This window comes from Schleiferilactobacillus perolens DSM 12744, from assembly GCF_001435585.1.
Taxonomy (GTDB): Bacteria; Bacillota; Bacilli; order Lactobacillales; family Lactobacillaceae; genus Schleiferilactobacillus; species Schleiferilactobacillus perolens.
Map to the genome: position 1 here is coordinate 39,220 of NZ_AZEC01000016.1, position 18,399 is coordinate 57,618.

Below are 18,399 nucleotides of genomic sequence, written 5' to 3' on the forward strand. Positions count from 1 at the left end.
GCGCCCGCTTCCCTGTACAATGAGATTGTAAGCGGATCACAGAAAGGATGAATTCAATTGGCAAAGTTTCCAAAAGATTTTCTCTGGGGCGGGGCAACCGCCGCAAATCAGTATGAGGGTGCTTGGAATGTTGACGGCAAAGGACCCAGTACAGCCGATATGCTCATCGGCGGCGATGTCAACACACCGCGGCGGTTCACCAAGACGATTGATCCGAACGCCTATTATCCCTCCCATCAAGGCAGTGATTTCTATCACCACTGGGAAGAGGACTTAAACTATTTACACGAAATGGGCTTCAAAGTTTATCGTTTATCCATTGCTTGGAGCCGGATTTTCCCTAACGGTGACGATATCGAACCAAACCGGAAGGGTCTGGAATTCTATCGTCAGATTTTCAAACGTTGTCACGAATTAGGGATCGAACCATTAGTCACAATTTCCCACTATGAAGCGCCGTATCATTTGACGGAAGCTTACGGTGGCTGGGCTAATCGGAAGGTCATCGACTTCTTCGTGAATTATGCCCAAACCTTGTTCCGCGAATATCGCGGCTTGGTTCATTACTGGCTGACTTTCAACGAAATCAACATGCTGCAAGCACCATTTGGGGCATATATGGCCGGTGCTTTACCACTGGAAGATGGTGCAGAGCTGAAGCCGGATACCAGCGGTGCAGGCGATCGGTTGCAGGAGCGTTATCAGGCATTGCATTATCAATTTGTCGCGAGCGCCAAAGCAGTGCAAATTGGTCATGCGATTGATCTCCATAACGAAATTGGCTGTATGATCGCTGGCGGAATGGATTATCCGCTCACAGCGCGGCCTGAAGATACCTTCAAGACTGATATGGCGGACAACATGCGCAACTTCTTCTGCGGCGATGTCCAAGTCCGCGGTGAATACCCACCATTTGCTAAGCGTTTCTTTGAGGAAAACAACATTAAGTTGGACTTCACCGATGCCGATCGGCAAATCTTAGCCATTGGCACCGTTGATTTCTACAGCTTTAGCTACTATTCTTCTGGCGTGGAAACCACCGAGAAGAATACCGATAAGGCCGCTGGCAACCAAACTGTATCCACGCGCAACCCATATCTGAAGTACAACGACTGGGGTTGGGCAATGGATCCGCTGGGTCTGCGCACTTACCTGAACCGGGTTTACGGTCGCTATCAGATTCCGCTGATGGTGGTTGAAAACGGCTTAGGGGCCTTCGATAAAGTCGAAGCCGATGGCAGCATCAATGATGATTACCGGATCGATTATTACCAAGCCCACATCAACGCCATGGCCGAGGCCATCAAAGACGGTGTGGATCTGATTGGCTACACCACTTGGGGCTGTATTGACTTGGTTTCTGCTGGGACTGGTCAAATGGACAAGCGTTACGGTTTCGTCTATGTCAACCGCAACGACAAACAGGAGGGCGACTTCAGCCGTCATCCGAAGAAGAGCTTCTATTGGTACAAGAAAGCCATCGCCAGCAATGGGGAAGACCTGAGTAACGACTAAACGAGATATCCCTGGAAAGGGTTCGGTGCGCCGGGCCCTTTTTTATTTTGCAGTAAAATGGAGGGGGCACTGGGAAGGGGGATGATCGTACGCGCAAAGTATGGCTATTATTGATGACACTTTTACTGATCGCCTTTATTTGCGGTGATGTCCTGCAAAACATGGCGTTGGCTAATACGGCTCGTTATTTTTGTGTCGCCGGTGCAGCCGGAATGGGCATCGCGATGTGGTCTGCCGGTCGGCAAAAGCAGCAGAGGTGGCTCGCGGCAGGATTGCTCCTTTCGCTCATCACAGATGCGGTTTTATTGTTTGCGGCGACCAGTCGCTGGGTCCCATTGGCAGTTGGTATTTTCAGCACCGTTCACTGGTGTTATCTGCACCGTTTCGTTCCCCGCGTGTCCGGGTGGCTGACAATGATCACTTTCACGACATGGGTCACAGGGCTAATTGGGGTTTTCGCCATCAATACGATGTGGCTGATCCTCACCGCCGCCGGGTATACGATTCTTTTATGTGCAGACTATTGGCTGACTCACCGTCATGAGTTACCTAACCCGCGTGCCACATGGTTAGCCCGAACTGGCATCACTGCATTTGTCTGCTGCGACCTGCTTGTTGCTTTGGCCGCCATTACCGGCATCAATGCCGGCCTTTCCTGGTATTGCTACTGGCCGGCCCTGGTCCTGTTGACCACGAGCGGGTGGGCGGATTAAAAAAGCGCCAAACTCATTTGTCGAGTTTAGCGCTTTTTGCTGATTATTCTTGTTTCTTCGTTCCGGCGTCTGTCTCACTGGTAGCCGCTTCCGAAGTGGCATTCGGCTTTTTCGCCATGGTCACCGTGAACCAATTGACGAACCCGTGCTCAATATCAGACACCGTGAAAGTGAACTGATCGATGTGAATCTGCTGATTCATTTGCAAATTCGGGTTGTGGTCGATAATGTAGCCGGCCACGGTGATGACATCGGAGCTCTTGAATTCCGGAACATCTGTGCGGAAGTACCGTTCGAAATCATACAAGGTTGTTTTCCCACTGACTTGATAGGTATCGTCTGGCTGCTTGACGATGTATTCATCAGAGACATCATCGATTTCGTCCTTCACGGTCCCAAACAGTTCTTCATAAATATCTTTGTCCGTTACGATCCCGCTAGTACCGCCGTATTCATCCACCACGACGACGATCGGGGTCTGTTTTTGAATCATTTGCGTCAAGATATCATGAATTGGCATGGACTCGGGTACATTGATGATGGAACGTAATATTCGGGATACTGGTAAGCCGCCATCTACTTGGTCTTGACGCACAATATCGTAGATGTACACGTAACCCAACATTTTGTCCTTATCATTGTCCGCCACCACCGGAAACCGGGAATACCCCTCTTCTAGGTAAGCTCGTAGTACTTGTTTTACCGTACTGGTGACATCGACCACGGACAGGCTGGTGCGGTCCACCATGATGTCTTTAGCGACTTTATCGTTAAGCTCGAAGGCCCGCCGCATGTATAGCACATCATTTTGATCCATTTGCCCGCTGAGGACGGCCGACTGGGATAACCGCAGAATTTCGGATTGCGAAAAGACCTGGTTTTCTTCATCCGCCGGTGCCATCCCCATCATTTTGACAATTCCCACTGCGGAAGAGTTCAATAACCAAACAAATGGATAGAACACTGTGTGGAAGGCATGCAATGGGGTGACAAGACGCATCAGAGTCTTGAGCGGCATGTCGATACTAATATTTTTCGGGACGATTTCAGTTAATACGACTTCTAAATAAGTCAATAATAGGACGCCGATCAGCGCCCCTAAAATTTGTCCGGTGTGACCGCTCACAATGTGAGACCAACCAAAAAACTGAATAAAGATACTTTCTAGCGTACCTTCCCCAATCCAGCCGAGGAGAATACCGGTCATGGATGTCCCCACTTGTGTCGTGGATAAATATTCATTCAGATTTTGGACCATATGCAGGCCGCGTTTGAGTTTCTTAACGTTACCCTGTTTCTTCTTGATCGCATCTTCCAGCTGACTGGGCCGGGTCTGTACCAAGGCAAATTCAGCAGCCACAAAGAAGAAGGCCGCGATGAACGTCACCACGATAATAATTAGATTCTGTACTAACTGGCCACTGGCCATCAGTCATTCCTCCAGTAAAGATAAGTAAATTGTTTGCACTTCAATTCTAGCACAGAACCGGCCGTCTTAAAGGGGATCAAGGCCGACTTAGCAATCTGATCAACAATCTATGAGTGACCACGAAACTAGTGCTAATGCCGCTTCTGGTTGGCCGCGTGCACCGCCGCCGCAATATCGACAGGCCGCCCCGCCTTCTTCTCATCATGATACTCAGCCACCGCCGTAAACAGCAGGTCACTCGCTGAATTCACCGCCGTCTCGACAGAATCCTGAATCACGCCAATGATGAAGCCGACCCCCACGACCTCAATTGCAATATCATTACTGATCCCAAACAGACTGGCCGCCATCGGAATCAGCAGCAGTGACCCGCCAGCGATACCGGAGGCCCCAGTGGCGGAAACTGCCGTCAGCAGGCAAAGAATGAAGGCCAGCGGGAAGGATACAGCGATACCCAAGGTATGCGCGGCAGCCAGCGTCATGACGGTGATGGTCACCGCTGCACCGCCAGAATTGGCGGACCCGCCCAGGGGAATGGAGACCGAGTAGGAGCTTTCATCCAACCCCAGATCTGCACTGGCTTGCATGTTGATTGGAATGTTGACGGCTGAAGACCGGGTGAAGAAGGCTGGAATACCGCTGACCTTTAATGTCCACAGTACCAGCGGATACGGATTTTGCCCTGTCATAACCCAAGTCATAAAGGCGTACACACCCAGGTAAACGAACGCCATGGTACCGACCAGCAGAACGACCAGCTGACCATACCGAATAATGCCAGCAAAACCGGTTTCAGAGACCGCATTAAAGACCAAACCGACAATCCCAAATGGCGCAAATTGAATAATGAATTGGGCGACGGAAGCGATGGTGTCCGAAATTTCTTTCACTGAATGACGAATATTCGGCCCCGTCTTGCGTAAAGTGACCCCGAAGAGCAGCGACCAGAATAGAATGGATAGATAATTGGCATTGGTAATGGCTTTGAGCGGGTTGCCCACCGCATTGACCAGCAGATTTTGGATCACCGGCCCCAGTCCCTTGGGAATCCCACTACCCACATGGGTACCCTTGGGCAGGACGATGGTCACCGGGAAAAGGTACGACGCCGCCACAGCGGTGAGGGCGGCAATGAGGGTAGCCGCCATATAAAGCACGATGACCGTACTGAAGTGGTTCTTCGTCCCGGTTTCATACTGCGCCAGCGCGGACATAATAATGAAGAAAACCATCAATGGCGCAATGGCCTTCAAGGCGCCGATGAACAGCTCACCCAGAATTCCCAGGAACCCCCACTGGGGCACCAACACGGCAAGCAGCGCCCCAATGACGATGCCGCAGGCGATACGAATAATTAAAGAAATAGACCGATACCATTTGAACATGAGAAGAACCCTCCCAGAGTCTCCGCCTATTACCGGTTACTGCCACTAGCCGGTTGCTGAGGAATCAACTCATTTGTTTGCTTTCCATTGTGCCGAAAGAAAGACCGCGCGTCAACCAAAAATGCATAAATAATGATAGACTTTTCATATTTCTCATTTTATTGAAGCCGCCATCGTCAGGGTAAATTCTTGCCGCGGGTGGGCCAATGTCCTAACATAGAGGTTATTAAAGCGCATTCGTAGAGAGACGGTGTTCGACATGGCGACGATTAAATTAACGGTGGAGCCAGCGGCAATTTTGTTACATGGGGAACAGGGCGATAGAAGTATTCAATATACGGCGGCGGAAAGCAGTGCGGCTATTGGTCAGCGATTAAACCGTGAATTACAAGCGCTGGGGGCGACTGCTGTGGCTTTGCGCACACCCACGGCATCGCGGTTCAGTACCACCATCATTGAGTTGGCGGGAAAAAAGGTCGATTTGGCCACATTAATCACGGATCAGACGAACATCCCCGTTTATGGCCAGCGCGGCCATGGTGCCACCACCATGGAAGACGCCGTGGCGCTGGCGGGGCACCATTTAACTTACTACGGCGTCTTTGGCGGCCCAGAGAATTACGCTCAGGAAACGCTGCTCACTTTGGGCAACGGCTTTATTGGTCTCCGCGGAGCCTACCTGAGCGTTGATGCCAACCAGGACAATTATCCTGGCTTTTATGCCGCTGGGTTGTTTGATCAGCAAACCACCAAGATTGCTGGGCATAATGTGGAGAACGAAGACTTGGTGAATTTACCCAATGCCCAATTTTTGCAAGTCAGTGTCGATGGGGTGCCCATCGATCCCCAATCCGCTAAATTGATCGACGTCTACCGGGATTTAGATATGCAAAAAGGGACCATGACGCTGCAGACGATCATTGCGCTGAGTAATGGCCGGCACTTGGACGTGAAGGCAGAAAAAGTCGTCGACATGGTGCAATGGCATCATTACGCGGTGCGGATGACAGTGACGCCGCTAGATTTCACCGGTACGATCACCATCAGTAGCAAACTCGACGGCAGTATTCAAAACAGAAATGTGGCCCGTTACCAAGCTTTTAAGTCTAATCATTTTGATATTCAGAAGCTGGCGGTGCAAGGACCCGATGCCACCTTGCTGGCTGAGACGAAATCTTCCCAAGTCGACTTCGTGGTGGCTACCCGCTTGCACGGGGCTGATGAGTGGGCCGGCCAAGCAGACGGTGATGTCGCTTGGCAAAAAAGCAGCCGCAAGCTAGCCGCGGGAGAGTCTTGGACGGTTACCAAAGATGTGGTGTTGTTTACTAGCTTGGAAAGTGTGAATTTGGAAACGCAGGCGGATCGATTATTGGCTGTGGCTTCCTATGATACTGCCCGGGATAATGCCGCTAGTGTCTGGCATCGGATTTGGCAGACCGCGGATATTGAAATTACCGGGGATATCACCAGTCAAAAGCTGGTGCAGCTAAACATTTTCCACACTTACGTCACCGCTTCGCCATTGGCCAATCCGCATCTGGATGCGTCTGTGGGCGCGCGGGGATTGCACGGTGAAGGTTATCGCGGCCATATCTTCTGGGATGAGCTGTTTGTGCTCCCGTTTTACACCGACCACAATCCATTATTGGCCAAGAGCTTACTGGCGTATCGTTATCGCCGTTTGGGGGCTGCCCGCCAAAACGCTGCGCAGGCCCATTATCAGGGAGCAATGTACCCATGGCAGTCGGGTATGGTGGGGGACGAACAGACGCCAGCACTGCGACTCAATCCCATCACCCAGCAGTGGGAGACTGACAACTCATACCGTCAGCGTCATGTCTCCTTAGCGGTGGCTTACAATGTCTGGTATTACTTCCACACCACTCAGGACATCCTATTTATGCGGGATCAAGGGGTCGAAATGCTGCTAAGCATTGCTAAGTTTTGGATCAGCGCGGCACAATTGAATCCGCAGACTGGGTATTACGATATTACCGGAGTGATGGGGCCGGATGAATTTCACGAAGGAGTTCCCGGAAAACCGGCGGGGCTCACAAACAATACCTACACGAACGTGATGGTAGTTTGGCTCTTTGCCATGCTGGCAACGCTTCAGAGCCAGTTGCCGGAGGACCTGTGGCAGGCCAGTGCGGCCAGGGTGGACTTTACCAAAGAAGATCAGCAATTGGCCCGAGATATTGCCAACAAAATGGCTTTGAACGTCTCTCCTGAAGGGATCATTGCGCAATTCCAAGGTTATTTTGATTTACAACCTGTAGATTTGGCCGCTTATGGCGAAAAGTACGGTGATGTTCACCGGCTGGACCGGATCTTAAAGGCCAAAGGCGATTCGCCTGACGCATACCAAATCGCTAAACAGGCCGACGCTTTAATGGCTTTCTGGAATTTACCGGTGGCCACGGTTACCGATATTTTCAGTGACTTGGGCCACGAACTGCCAGCCGATTTTATGAAGCAAAATTTGGCTTATTGGTTGGCCCGCACGACCCACGGATCGACACTTTCCCGGGTGGTGTACAGTGCTTTAGCGGTTCAAGACCATCAGCCAGAGCTAGCGTGGCAATTGTTTAGCGCGGCATTATTCTCAGATTATCGCGACATTCAAGGCGGCACCACTGCGGAGGGGATTCATCTTGGCGTCATGGCTGCCACACTCACCGTGGTTCAACGGGACTTTGCGGGCATTGATGATCGTGGTGAGCATCTGACCATCGATCCGCATCTTCCCGAGCACTGGCAAAGTATCCACTTTAATCGGCTTTACCAGGGCATTCGGGTGGACTTCCTAGTCACCAAGGCGGCGGTCACCATCACCGCCGACCGACCGCTGACAATTTACATTCAAGGCCAGCCCAAGAATATTCCCGCCAGCACTCCACAGACGATTAAGTTTTAAAAATTCAGAATTTCCCACACCAGCCACCCTTGACCCAGGGTGATGCTGTATGATGGCTATGTAAGCGAAATTAGGAGGGATACATCATGTTTAAAAAGTTATTTGGGCACCACAAAGAAACCGATGACCACATCTATGCCCCGGTCAATGGAACGGTCGAAGCACTGAAAGATGTGTCTGACCCTGTCTTCTCCAGCGGCGTGATGGGGGAAGGCTTTGGGATCCACCCCAGCGATGGCAACATTGTCGCCCCCGTGGCCGGCACTGTCACTATGGTCGCCAATACGAAACACGCATTGGGCTTCACCATGGATAATGGTCTGGAAGTTTTGATCCACATGGGCGTGGATACCGTTGATTTGAAGGGTAAGCCTTTCACAATCAACGTTAAACCACAAGATAAAGTTACCGGCGGCCAAGCCATCGCCACCATGGATCTGCAACAAGTGAAAGATGCTGGCTTAGACGATGTCGTCATCGTCGTCATTACCAACACCAAAGACAGCCTCGACACCCTCAACGTCGAAAACGGCGCTCACCAAGCCGGTGATCAAATTGGCACGGCCACGGCGAAGAGCTAAGAAATCTCTTTTCTGTTGCGCAGCTTTGGCACGGCAAACAGGGCCCATTTTTCATCAACACACAAAAAACTCGTTCAGCATCTCAATGCCGAACGAGTTTTTGTTAATTATGTGTCTACTTAGTTTCTGTACTGTCCAGAACCTCTTGTAAATTCTTCTTCAAGATTGTCGCCGAATCACTCAGCCGCTGCATATCCTGCTTATTCAGATCCAGCTCAATGATCCGGTCCATCCCAGTCTCACCGATAATGACCGGTACACCGATACTCACATCATGCAGCCCGTACTCACCATCTAAGTGTACCGACATCGCAAATGCCGACCGCTCATCACCCAAAATAGCCGCCGTGATCCGGGTCAAACTCGCGGCGATACCATAGAATGTGGCACCCTTCTTATCAATGATTGAGTAGGCCGCAGTTTTCACTGTATTTGCAATTTCGTCCAATGTTTCCTCTTCCCGTTCAGCTGGCAGCCAATCCTGAATCGGCTTGCCGCCAATCGTTGTATAGTCCCAAGCGGGGAATTCGGAATCGCCGTGTTCACCCAAGATATACCCGTGGACAGCCCGAGCATCAATGTTGAACCGTTGGCCGATCTCGGACCGCAGCCGCGCGGAATCCAGTGCGGTGCCGGTACCGAGGACTTGGTTGCGAGGCAAACCAGTGATTCGCAATACCAGTTCCGTGAGAATGTCCACCGGGTTGCTGGCAATGAGAATGATGCCGTGGAAGCCAGAAGCCATGATTTGGTTAGCGATGTCCGTCATGATTTGGGCGTTCTTCTTCAATAATTCCAACCGCGTTTGACCGGGCCGCTGGGCAATTCCAGCGGTAATGACGATCAAATCGGCATACTGACAATCGTGATAGTTCGCAGCGTAAATGTTCTTCTGGGCGGCATAAGGCAATGCGTCGTTCAAATCCTCCACGTCGCCTTGCACCCGTTGCATGTTGATATCAATGATCCCTAGACTTTGACCGACGCCAGAAGTCAAACAGTTGAATGCAAAACTGGAGCCGATGGCACCGTCCCCAATTAAAATGATATTGGCTAGTTTTGGCATAATTAAACACTTTCCTTTCTTCCCACATTCCGCCTTGATTATATCATTTCATATGCTGAATCATTCACATAAGCACTCGGCAACCATGCTATACTAAAAAATGCTTAATAAAAGTAAGCAAGGAAGGTTATGTATGGCAACGGATAAACCACTATTACAGGGCCAAGATCTGGCGATGACGTTCGCTGATCGGCCTATTTTTTCCCATGTGAACTTCACGATTCCCCGGGGTGCCATGATCAGCTTGGTAGGGGCTAACGGCTCTGGAAAAACGACGCTCACCCGCATTTTATTGAATGTGTTAAAGCCGACCACCGGCAAAGTTCTTACCTCTGCTGGAGAGCAACGGTTGCGAGTCGGCTATGTACCTCAGTTTCGCAACCTGGATCGGGACTATCCGTTATCGGCGGAAGCTTTTGTCCAGCTGAATCAGCTCAGTCACTTTTGGCCCTGGCACACGACTAAAGAAAAACGGCAGCTGCACGACATTCTCAAAGAAACTCGATTGACCAAGTTGGCCAAAACACCTCTGGGGATGACTTCCGGGGGTGAGAAACAACGAGCCTATTTGGCCCAAGCGCTGGTCAATGATCCCGAATTATTGATTCTCGATGAACCCACCGCCAGTTTGGATGTGGCGGTGAAACACGAGCTGATCGGATTGGTGCGCCAGCTCAATCAGCAGCGGGGGCTGACGGTATTGTTTGTGACCCACGATTTGCCCATGGCCCGGGAATATACGGATCGCTACTTGTTGCTGCAGAATGGCCAAATGACCAGTGGAAATGCGGCGGCGTTAACCGATGAAATGATTACGGACTGAGAGGAAGAATCGGATGTTTCAATTAGAATTTATGCGCAATGCTTTTGTCGCCAGTACGTTTATTGCTCTCACTTGCGGCGTCGTCGGAGTCTTCGTGATTGCCCGCAACCTGTCCTTTTTGGCGCACACGTTGTCGGAGATTGGCTTTGCCGGGGCATCATTTGGTGTCTTCACTGGTTTGGCTCCCTTGGACGGAATGCTGTTTTTCACGATGATTTCCGCTGTGGCAGTGGGTGAAATGGCCACGGAGCAATCCCGTCGGGAAGCGGCCATCGCCGCCATTTCTTCGTTGTTTATGGGCTTGGGGATTTTGTTTCTATCTTTAGCCAATAAGAGCGCCAGTTACGCCACGAACATTTTGTTTGGCAGCATTATTGGGATCAGTGTTCAGGAAGTGTGGCAACTGGTTGTCCTGTCGATCATCATGTTGATTGTGATGTTCTTTGCTTACCGTTACTTAGTATTTGATTCTTTTGACAGTGTCGGGGCCCGGGTACAGCGGCTGCCCAAGCACTTGCTGTCGATTCTGTTTCTGCTGTTACTAGCAATTTCCGTCAGTATCGGAGCCCAAATCGTCGGTTCGCTGCTGGTTTTTGTCTTGCTTACCTTACCGGCGTCTTCAGCGCGTTATTTGGTGCACACCGTTCCCCGAATGATTCTTGTATCGGTAATCTTGGCGCTGGCCGGGGTGTGGGGCGGACTAGTACTGGGCTACTATACCAACTGGCCGGTCACTTTTTTCATTGCCACCATTGAGGTCGTCATTTACTTAGGGACCCTGTTGTGGGATCGGCGGGCCACTGGCGACTAAGTCACTTGACCATAGCGCTGCTGCAAGTCTGGCAATTCTTCCGGCAGACACATGATCTGCCGGTCGCCAAAGGTCCCGACGACAATTTCGTCCGGCAGAATATCAGTTTTATTAAAGAGTTGAATTTCCCATTGATGGCGGTATTCTGGACCAGTTTGTACACAGGCTACTCGGCAATCGCCGGCATTTTGACGAATGTGAAAATACAGGGCACTGCTTAACTGGATACCCTGGACCGGCAAACTGTCCACGTATTGCCATAATAACCGGGCAAAATAGCATGGCACGGTGAAGCGAACGCCATCAGTTTGGGCACGGTGGGGATTGTTTTCATTGGGTTGCTGCATGGTGGGCCTCCCTCATATTTGTCCTATACCTTTCATTGTACAGAAGTGGGATGGCCCAGTGTCTATCAATAATGTACGAAAAAAGCGCCGGTTTTGAACAACCAGCGCTTTTCTTGTGATGCCATCAACGTTTTAGACGAGTTTTTCCAATTCTGCCAAGCGCTTTTCAAAAACCGCAAAGGCATTTTCCAAGTAATCTTTCTTAGCCATGTCGACTCCAGCCCGTTGCATCGTGTCGATGGCATACCGGGAAGAACCGCTCTTCAAGAAGTTATTGATGTAGGCATCCACAGCACCATCTTGACCACTGGAGATCTTTTCGGCTAAAGTCGCTGCGGCCGCAAAGCCGGTGGCGTATTGGTAGACATAGTAGTTGTAGTAGAAGTGCGGGATCCGCGTCCACTCAATGGCAATCTCTGGATCACGCGCGGCGTCTGGACCGTAGTAGCGGGCATTGAGATCGCCATAGAACTGGCTCATGTGATCAGCGGTCAAAGGCTGGCCGTTTTGTTGGGAATCGTGGATAAATTGTTCGAATTCCGCAAACTGGGTCTGCCGAAAAATTGTCCCCTTGAAGCCATCCAAGTAGTGATTCAGCACGTAAGCCCGCACTGCTGGATCCTGTTGGGTCTTCAGCAAATAGTTGGTGAGGATATTTTCGTTGGTGGTTGACGCAATTTCGGCGACGAAGATCGGATAGTCGCCATATTGATACGGTTGGTTGTGGCGGGTGTACCAGGAATGGACACTGTGACCAGTTTCGTGGACCAGCGTATACAAGTTTTCCAAATCATTTTGCCAGTTCAGCAATTCATACGGCGGTGTATCATAAGCCCCGCCAGAATAGGCACCGGATCGCTTGCCTTTGTTTTCCACCACGTCAATATACCGATTGTTAAAAATCTCATCCACGTGGCTCAGATAATCGTCACCCAAAACGGAGAGCGCTTGCCGGGCTTCTTTCTTGGCTTCTGCAAACGTATAGCTGAGTTGCGGTGTACCCGTGATGGGAGTGTACATGTCATACATATGGACGACATCTAACTTCAACAGCCGTTTACGCAGTGCTACATAACGATGGAGCAGCGGCAGGTGGGCATTGACTTCCTTGATTAGAGTGTCATAGACACTGACCGGGATATGGTTTTGAGCGAGTGCTGCTTCCCGGGCGGAACTGTAGTGACGAACCTTAGCCGAATAATTGTGCACTTTAATTTCGCCGGCCAAAGTGCTGGCAAACGTATGCTGATATTGGCCATAGGCAGAATACAGGCCTTTGAAGACCTGCTTGCGGACACTTTGTTTGCTGGACTGCAGCAGGGTGCTGTAGACACCATTGGTAATTTGGACTTGGTTGCCGTCTTCATCTGTGGTGGTCGGGAATTTCAGATCTGAATTGTTCAACACATTGAAGGTCTGTGCTGAAGAAGAAAAAGCATCCTGGGCGCCAGCCAATAATTCTTCCTGATCAGCGGATAGCACATGATCGCGATTCACCGTGATGGCATCAATAAAGTGCCGATAATCCGCCAATTTAGGTTCATCTTGGAAGAATTGGGTGAGCTTGTCAGCAGGGATAGCGAGGATTTCTGGTTCCATAAAGGCGGTGTCAGCGGAAATCGTGGCAGCCAACGCGGACACCTGAGCGTCGTAACTCTGGTAATGGGCATTAGCGGTGTCTTGGTCACTCTTCATACTGGCGTAAACGTAAACTTTTTCAAATACACGCAGTACGCTCAATACCGCCTGAATCCCTTGAAGCAGTGCCGTGCCGCTGCCCTTTAAGGTACCCGCATACTGTTTCAACGCGGCACTATCCGCCTTAACTTGGGCAAACGCCTTTTCCCAATCCGCATCGGTGGCAAAAATCTTGGTCAAGTCCCATGTCAGTTCTTCGGGCACTTGATCCCGAGTGGGTTGCTTTGTAATTTGACTCAAATTTATCCCTGCTTTCTAAAAATAGCGATTATGACCAGTATACATGCTTCTATGCGGACCAGCCATGATTTGAGCATGTCGAAATATAGTGTTTTTCTTAATTATTGGATTATTGCGGGCAGTGTATTTTGCACACGGAGCGCGTTATAGTATGATAAAAGTCAGAATTTTTCAAGGAATCGAGGCTATATTGTGGATTCACGTAGTAGGCGTGTCCGGTATCGCGGACTCAAGATCTTTCTGCTTTTCCTGTTCATCGTGCTTGCTGCCGGTGGGGCGTATGCCGCCCGAGTGTTCTACCAAACCAAGAGCGCGATTGATAAAACCTATACCCCCCTGGATAGTAAGAATGTGTCCACCTCTATTCGCGATCGCAAGCCGTTCTCGATTCTGTTGCTCGGAGTCGATACCGGGGCGGATGGACGGATTGATCATGGGACGACCAATCAAGGTGACGCCAATTCTGATACGATGATCGTGGCCACGGTCAATCCTCAGAAAAACAAAGTCACTATGACAAGTATCCCGCGAGATACGGTGGCTCAGATCGTTGGTCAACCCACCACAGACATTGAAAAGATCAATGCGGCCTACAATTTTGGCGGTGAAAAGATGGCGATTAATACAGTTTCAACATTGTTGAATGTCCCCATTGATTATTACTTAACAATTAACATGGGCGGTTTGGAAAAGATCGTAGACGCCGTGGGTGGGGTGGATGTCGATAACCCGTTCGAATTTACTTCGGCTAAGACGGGTGGCCAGCATTTCCCAAAGGGCAAGCAGCATTTGAATGGAGCAATGGCACTAGCTTATGCCCGGATGCGTTATGAAGATCCCACCGGTGACTATGGCCGGCAAAAGCGGCAGCAGCAGGTCATCAAGGCAATTATTAAAAATGCGTTGTCAGTAGGGACGTTGACGCATTTACAAACATTGCTGGACTCCATTTCCAGCAACATGCGCACCAATTTGAAGACGGATGATATGCTCAGTATCTTCAGCAACTACCGCAATGCGGCCAAGAGTATCTCCAGCGAAACCCTGCAAGGTCAAGACGCTTGGATTGGTGACGGTGCCTACCAAGTACCGACTACGGCGGAACTGCAAAAAACGTCTGATCGTATTCGTACCGCCCTCGGGCTCAGCACCGAAACCCTGGATAACGAAAATACCAAGATGAACGCTCAAAACCCTAATTTCCAACCCGGGGGACAATACACGATTCCATATTAGCGACAGAAAGCAAGAATCCAAAAAGCGGGTTCTTGTTTTTTTAATGGTCAATTGCCGGTTGCCACAGGATGTTGTAAGCTGTCAGTAATTATCAAACGGAAGGAACATACGCGGTGAAAAAAAGTCTGATCTCTATTATTCTCATGTCGGCGATGTCATTTGTGGCAGGCTTTATTGCCTTCACACTGCTACTTGCCCGCTTTGGCCACTATCCCGCTATTGTTTCCGTCGGCGGCGGTATCCTCGGCGGGGCCGCAGTGGCTTACACCCAGTATTACCACATGCGCATGCGTGCCAACATCAAGGCCATCGTGCGCGAATTCAACCTGACCAGTGACGATCTGGCTGCCATCACCGGCGAACGCAGCACCAATTTCCCCATCTATCGGGGTGACTTGGCCTTAGTGATTCCCAAGCGCCGCTGGGGCAGTGTGGAGAAGAAATTACAAGCCTGGGCGGCGCAGCAATCGAGTACCTCCCAACGGCCAAATATTAAGAAAAGGTAAAGGCTTCCATTGTTTGCGCCTGGGGGTTGCAACCGGTTACGGTCCGTGCTATATTATAGTTGCGGGAGGGATTAAGGGAACAATCAGAAATCTTCTCAGGTATCACCGCAACAAGAGTACCAAAGCAAAGCACCACAGAGTTTCACAAAACCTCTGGGCCCCGGCTGTATAGCGGCTGGACTCAGCAGCCTGGGCGAGACGATCCCAGGTTGAGCACCACAGTGTCAGATTCGGGAATTGCCAAGTGGTTCTTTCCAAGTTCAGCACTAGCGAGTGGAACTGCGACTGCGCTCCGCTCGGGTGAATGTAGCAAGAAGCTTCAAGGCGTCGTGAGACGTTGAATCGTTGTCCCAAGAAGGAACACCGGTATCAAGCATCACAAGCAATAGAAGTGTACGTGACACCAGATTTACAGCACCAGATTTAGAAGATGGATTGTAAACGAAAATCGAGAAACAAACGAGGTAATGTAGTATTAAGAAAGACCAACGCGTTTCAAACGTCGTTATCAATTGCGCCGCCACATAATTTGACAAAAATGGGCGTTGATGATCGCATTTGTGAAGAAAGATGCCTCACCGCCAAACCTCAGACTGGTAAAAAAGTCAACGTGGTGGCATTGATAATTGATGGAAAATCGAATAAGTGACAAGCATCCAGGATTTACGAGGTGGAAAGAAATTACCATTTTGGCTGATAAGTTAATAGATGATTGTTCCCGCGCTCCCAGAGTTAGTTAAGTAGGATTCAAGTAAGAGAAGGCTTGAATCCTATTTTTTTGCGCATTTTTTTATTGCCGCGAACACCGTCAATTTGCGTCATCGGTCAGGCCATGCCATACTGGTAGCTAGATTTTTTAAGAGGAGGTTGCCTAATGGCTTTGTTGACCGTGTCCCATCTCAGTCACCAATTCATGGATAAACAATTATATACGGACGCTGAACTCATCCTTAATCCGCACGACCGGATGGGGATCATCGGTCAAAATGGTGTGGGGAAGAGTACCTTGATTCACATCATCACTGGCCAACTGATTCCGGACGAGGGCAAAATCGAATGGCAGCGCCGACTGCACTATGGCTACTTAGATCAGTATGCCAAGCTTAGTGCTGGCGTGACCATCGGCGCGTTTTTGCATTCGGCGTTCGCTGAATTGTACGATGACGAGAAGCGGATGAATGCATATTACACCGATTATGGGACCAATGCGGATGATGAATTATTGGCCAAGGCGGGGGCGATCCAGGAACGACTGGAAGCCGCTGACTTCTATAACATCGACACCCGCATTGACCAAGTGGCCACCGGTTTAGGCCTGGCTGAACTCGGTTACGATCGGGACGTCACTGCACTATCTGGCGGACAGCGGTCGAAACTGATTTTAGCTAAACTGTTGCTGAGCCATCCCGATGTCCTCTTATTGGATGAACCCACCAACTTTTTGGACAAGGATCACATTGATTGGCTGGTTTCTTTCCTACAGGATTTCAATGGTGCCTACATCGTGGTATCCCATGACTATGATTTCCTGGATCAAGTCACGAACGTGATCTGTGATGTCGAATTTGGCAAGATCACTCGCTATACCGGCAATCTGAAGCAAGCATTGAAGCTGCGCAATCAAGCTCGGGAAACCTACATGCGGGAATTTAACAAGCAACAAGAGAAAATCTCGAAGACCGAAGCTTATATTCGCAAATATAAAGCCGGTTCTCGCTCCAAGAGTGCCCGTTCCCGGGAAAAGCAGCTGGCCCACGTGGAACGGTTAACACCGCCGGGCAACAAAGTTCGACCGGTGCTGGAATTTCCATTTGTGGAAACCGCCAGCGAAATTTTGGTCACCGTCAGCGACTTACTGATTGGCTATCAAAAGCAGCCATTGCTTCGAGAACCGTTAAACTTTTCCGTGGGGCGCGGTGAAGTCGTTGTGTTTGCCGGGTTTAACGGTGTGGGGAAAACGACCTTGCTGAAGACAATTCTTGGCATGCTGCCGGCAATTAGCGGTGAAGTGGATACCTCGGCGACAATGGTGCCCGGTTATTACGATCAGGAACTCCACTGGGAAGCCCCCCTGGCTTCGCCGCTGCAATATTTGCAGGGCATCTTTACCAAAGCCCAGCCCCGTACTTTACGTCAAGCACTGGCGCGGACTGGGCTGACTGCGCAGCAGGCAATGAGTCCGATCCACGAGTTAAGCGGCGGGGAGCAGTCCAAGGTTAAACTGGCCCGGTTACTATTAACCCCCAGTAATCTGCTTCTTCTGGATGAGCCCACCAACCACTTAGACGAAGCCACGAAAGATGCACTGCGTACGGCTATTCAAGAATTTCCTGGCGGTGTTGTGCTCGTCACCCATGAAGAGGGCTTCTATGATGACTCTTGGGTGGACAAGGTATTGGATATCGCCGCATTACGCAAATAAAAAAGATGACGGCCGAGAAAAACGGTCGTCATCTTTTTTATTGGCAAATTACTGCAACGCTTGAATTTCTTTGATGATCCCGTCGAATTCTTTGACGAGTGCCTCGTACTTTGGAATTTCTGAAGGGCCAAACTTTGCATTGAATCCTTCCAAACCGTTGCCGGCGAATTCATATTCATATTGGAAGATGGCCTCGTAGTTGGCAGCGAAGCGCGCCAACAGTGGATGATTTTCCTCGCCGTTTAACTGCAACGCCATTTGAATCACGCGGAAGTCTGTGTAGGCAAGCTCGAATTGTACAGCCCAAGCCCGCATGAAGTCGTGTTGGTTCTTAATATGCAAGAAATGATGGTCAACGGTCCAGGATAATCGGTCAATTGAATTTTTTACGTCAAGCATGAAGATCCACCTTTTCCTTGGTACACCAGCAATGTAAACCGTTTTAGAAATCAGGTCAAAGAATCTGCCTGACGATTTTTATCGTTTTTTTGAAAAACAGTGTTGACGACTCCCCATCCAGCTGGTATGATATTTTCTGTTGTCATTTTGAGGCAACGCAGTACAGCACAGCGATGCAGTGATTGATCAAAAACTTGATTGAAAAAAGTTGTTGACATGAGTTGCTGAGCGTGATATATTATATAAGCTGTCGTTGTGAGTGAGCTAACACGAACGAACAACGATCGCAGGCCTTTGAAAACTGAACAAAG

16 protein-coding genes are annotated in these 18,399 nt (G+C 49.9%); 9 read left to right on the forward strand and 7 right to left on the reverse strand.

The genetic code is table 11. From position 1 onward, the window contains the following. Positions 1-57: 57 nt before the first annotated feature. Positions 58-1,515: a glycoside hydrolase family 1 protein gene (locus FD09_RS13325; RefSeq protein ID WP_157053830.1), complete on the forward strand. Its 1,458-nt coding sequence runs from the start codon at positions 58-60 to the stop codon at positions 1,513-1,515. A 113-nt stretch (positions 1,516-1,628) separates the two neighbouring features. Then, on the forward strand, positions 1,629-2,228 hold the full coding sequence (locus FD09_RS13330; protein ID WP_057822189.1) for a lysoplasmalogenase family protein: 600 nt from the start codon (positions 1,629-1,631) through the stop codon (positions 2,226-2,228). Between the two features lie 43 nt (positions 2,229-2,271). Here FD09_RS13330 and FD09_RS13335 read toward each other — a convergent pair whose 3' ends face one another. Further along, positions 2,272-3,657, reverse strand: a complete 1,386-nt coding sequence (locus tag FD09_RS13335; RefSeq protein ID WP_057822190.1) for a hemolysin family protein — start codon at positions 3,655-3,657, stop codon at positions 2,272-2,274. Positions 3,658-3,788: 131 nt separating this feature from the next. Next, complete coding sequence (sstT, locus tag FD09_RS13340) at positions 3,789-5,042, reverse strand: serine/threonine transporter SstT (protein ID WP_057822191.1); 1,254 nt, start codon at positions 5,040-5,042, stop codon at positions 3,789-3,791. A gap of 259 nt (positions 5,043-5,301) precedes the next feature. Here sstT and FD09_RS13345 point away from each other — a divergent pair, with 259 nt between their 5' ends. Together FD09_RS13345 and FD09_RS13350 are read left to right on the forward strand one after the other, a co-directional pair. Further along, complete coding sequence (locus tag FD09_RS13345; RefSeq protein WP_057822192.1) at positions 5,302-7,959, forward strand: glycoside hydrolase family 65 protein; 2,658 nt, start codon at positions 5,302-5,304, stop codon at positions 7,957-7,959. A gap of 86 nt (positions 7,960-8,045) precedes the next feature. Continuing rightward, positions 8,046-8,540: a PTS sugar transporter subunit IIA gene (locus tag FD09_RS13350; protein ID WP_057822193.1), complete on the forward strand. Its 495-nt coding sequence runs from the start codon at positions 8,046-8,048 to the stop codon at positions 8,538-8,540. Positions 8,541-8,655: 115 nt separating this feature from the next. Here the strand turns inward: FD09_RS13350 and FD09_RS13355 are convergent, their stop codons facing one another. Continuing rightward, positions 8,656-9,606 (reverse strand): L-lactate dehydrogenase, encoded by a 951-nt coding sequence (locus FD09_RS13355; RefSeq protein ID WP_057822194.1) that lies wholly within the window; start codon positions 9,604-9,606, stop codon positions 8,656-8,658. Between the two features lie 133 nt (positions 9,607-9,739). On the opposite strand from FD09_RS13355, the gene FD09_RS13360 reads away from it, so the two are divergent. Together FD09_RS13360 and FD09_RS13365 are read left to right on the forward strand one after the other, a co-directional pair. Then, complete coding sequence (locus tag FD09_RS13360) at positions 9,740-10,429, forward strand: metal ABC transporter ATP-binding protein (protein ID WP_057822195.1); 690 nt, start codon at positions 9,740-9,742, stop codon at positions 10,427-10,429. A gap of 13 nt (positions 10,430-10,442) precedes the next feature. Beyond that, a complete protein-coding gene (locus FD09_RS13365; protein WP_057822196.1) occupies positions 10,443-11,240 on the forward strand; it encodes a metal ABC transporter permease in 798 nt (265 codons plus the stop codon). On the opposite strand, the gene FD09_RS13370 is transcribed toward FD09_RS13365, so the two are convergent. Both FD09_RS13370 and pepF read right to left on the reverse strand, forming a co-directional pair. Further along, positions 11,237-11,587, reverse strand: coding sequence for a DUF960 family protein (locus FD09_RS13370; RefSeq protein WP_057822197.1), 351 nt, complete (start codon positions 11,585-11,587; stop codon positions 11,237-11,239). The genes FD09_RS13365 and FD09_RS13370 overlap by 4 nt on opposite strands. A gap of 132 nt (positions 11,588-11,719) precedes the next feature. After that, positions 11,720-13,516, reverse strand: coding sequence for an oligoendopeptidase F (pepF, locus tag FD09_RS13375; RefSeq protein WP_157053832.1), 1,797 nt, complete (start codon positions 13,514-13,516; stop codon positions 11,720-11,722). 201 nt (positions 13,517-13,717) lie between these two features. Between pepF and FD09_RS13380 the strand changes: the two genes are divergently transcribed. The 3 genes from FD09_RS13380 to FD09_RS13390 all read left to right on the forward strand — a co-directional run bounded on the left by FD09_RS13380 (position 13,718) and on the right by FD09_RS13390 (position 17,689). Beyond that, entirely contained in the window at positions 13,718-14,761 is a 1,044-nt protein-coding gene (locus FD09_RS13380; protein ID WP_057822199.1) for an LCP family protein, read from the forward strand. 113 nt (positions 14,762-14,874) lie between these two features. Continuing rightward, positions 14,875-15,267: a hypothetical protein gene (locus tag FD09_RS13385; RefSeq protein WP_057822200.1), complete on the forward strand. Its 393-nt coding sequence runs from the start codon at positions 14,875-14,877 to the stop codon at positions 15,265-15,267. An 874-nt stretch (positions 15,268-16,141) separates the two neighbouring features. Next, complete coding sequence (locus tag FD09_RS13390) at positions 16,142-17,689, forward strand: ABC-F family ATP-binding cassette domain-containing protein (RefSeq protein ID WP_057822201.1); 1,548 nt, start codon at positions 16,142-16,144, stop codon at positions 17,687-17,689. Positions 17,690-17,737: 48 nt separating this feature from the next. On the opposite strand, the gene FD09_RS13395 is transcribed toward FD09_RS13390, so the two are convergent. After that, the gene (locus FD09_RS13395; RefSeq protein WP_057822202.1) at positions 17,738-18,088 is read right to left on the reverse strand and encodes a hypothetical protein; all 351 of its coding nucleotides are present in this window, start codon (positions 18,086-18,088) and stop codon (positions 17,738-17,740) included. A gap of 50 nt (positions 18,089-18,138) precedes the next feature. Then, the coding region (locus FD09_RS16800) for a hypothetical protein (protein ID WP_235812297.1) at positions 18,139-18,399 on the reverse strand (261 nt) is incomplete at its 5' end.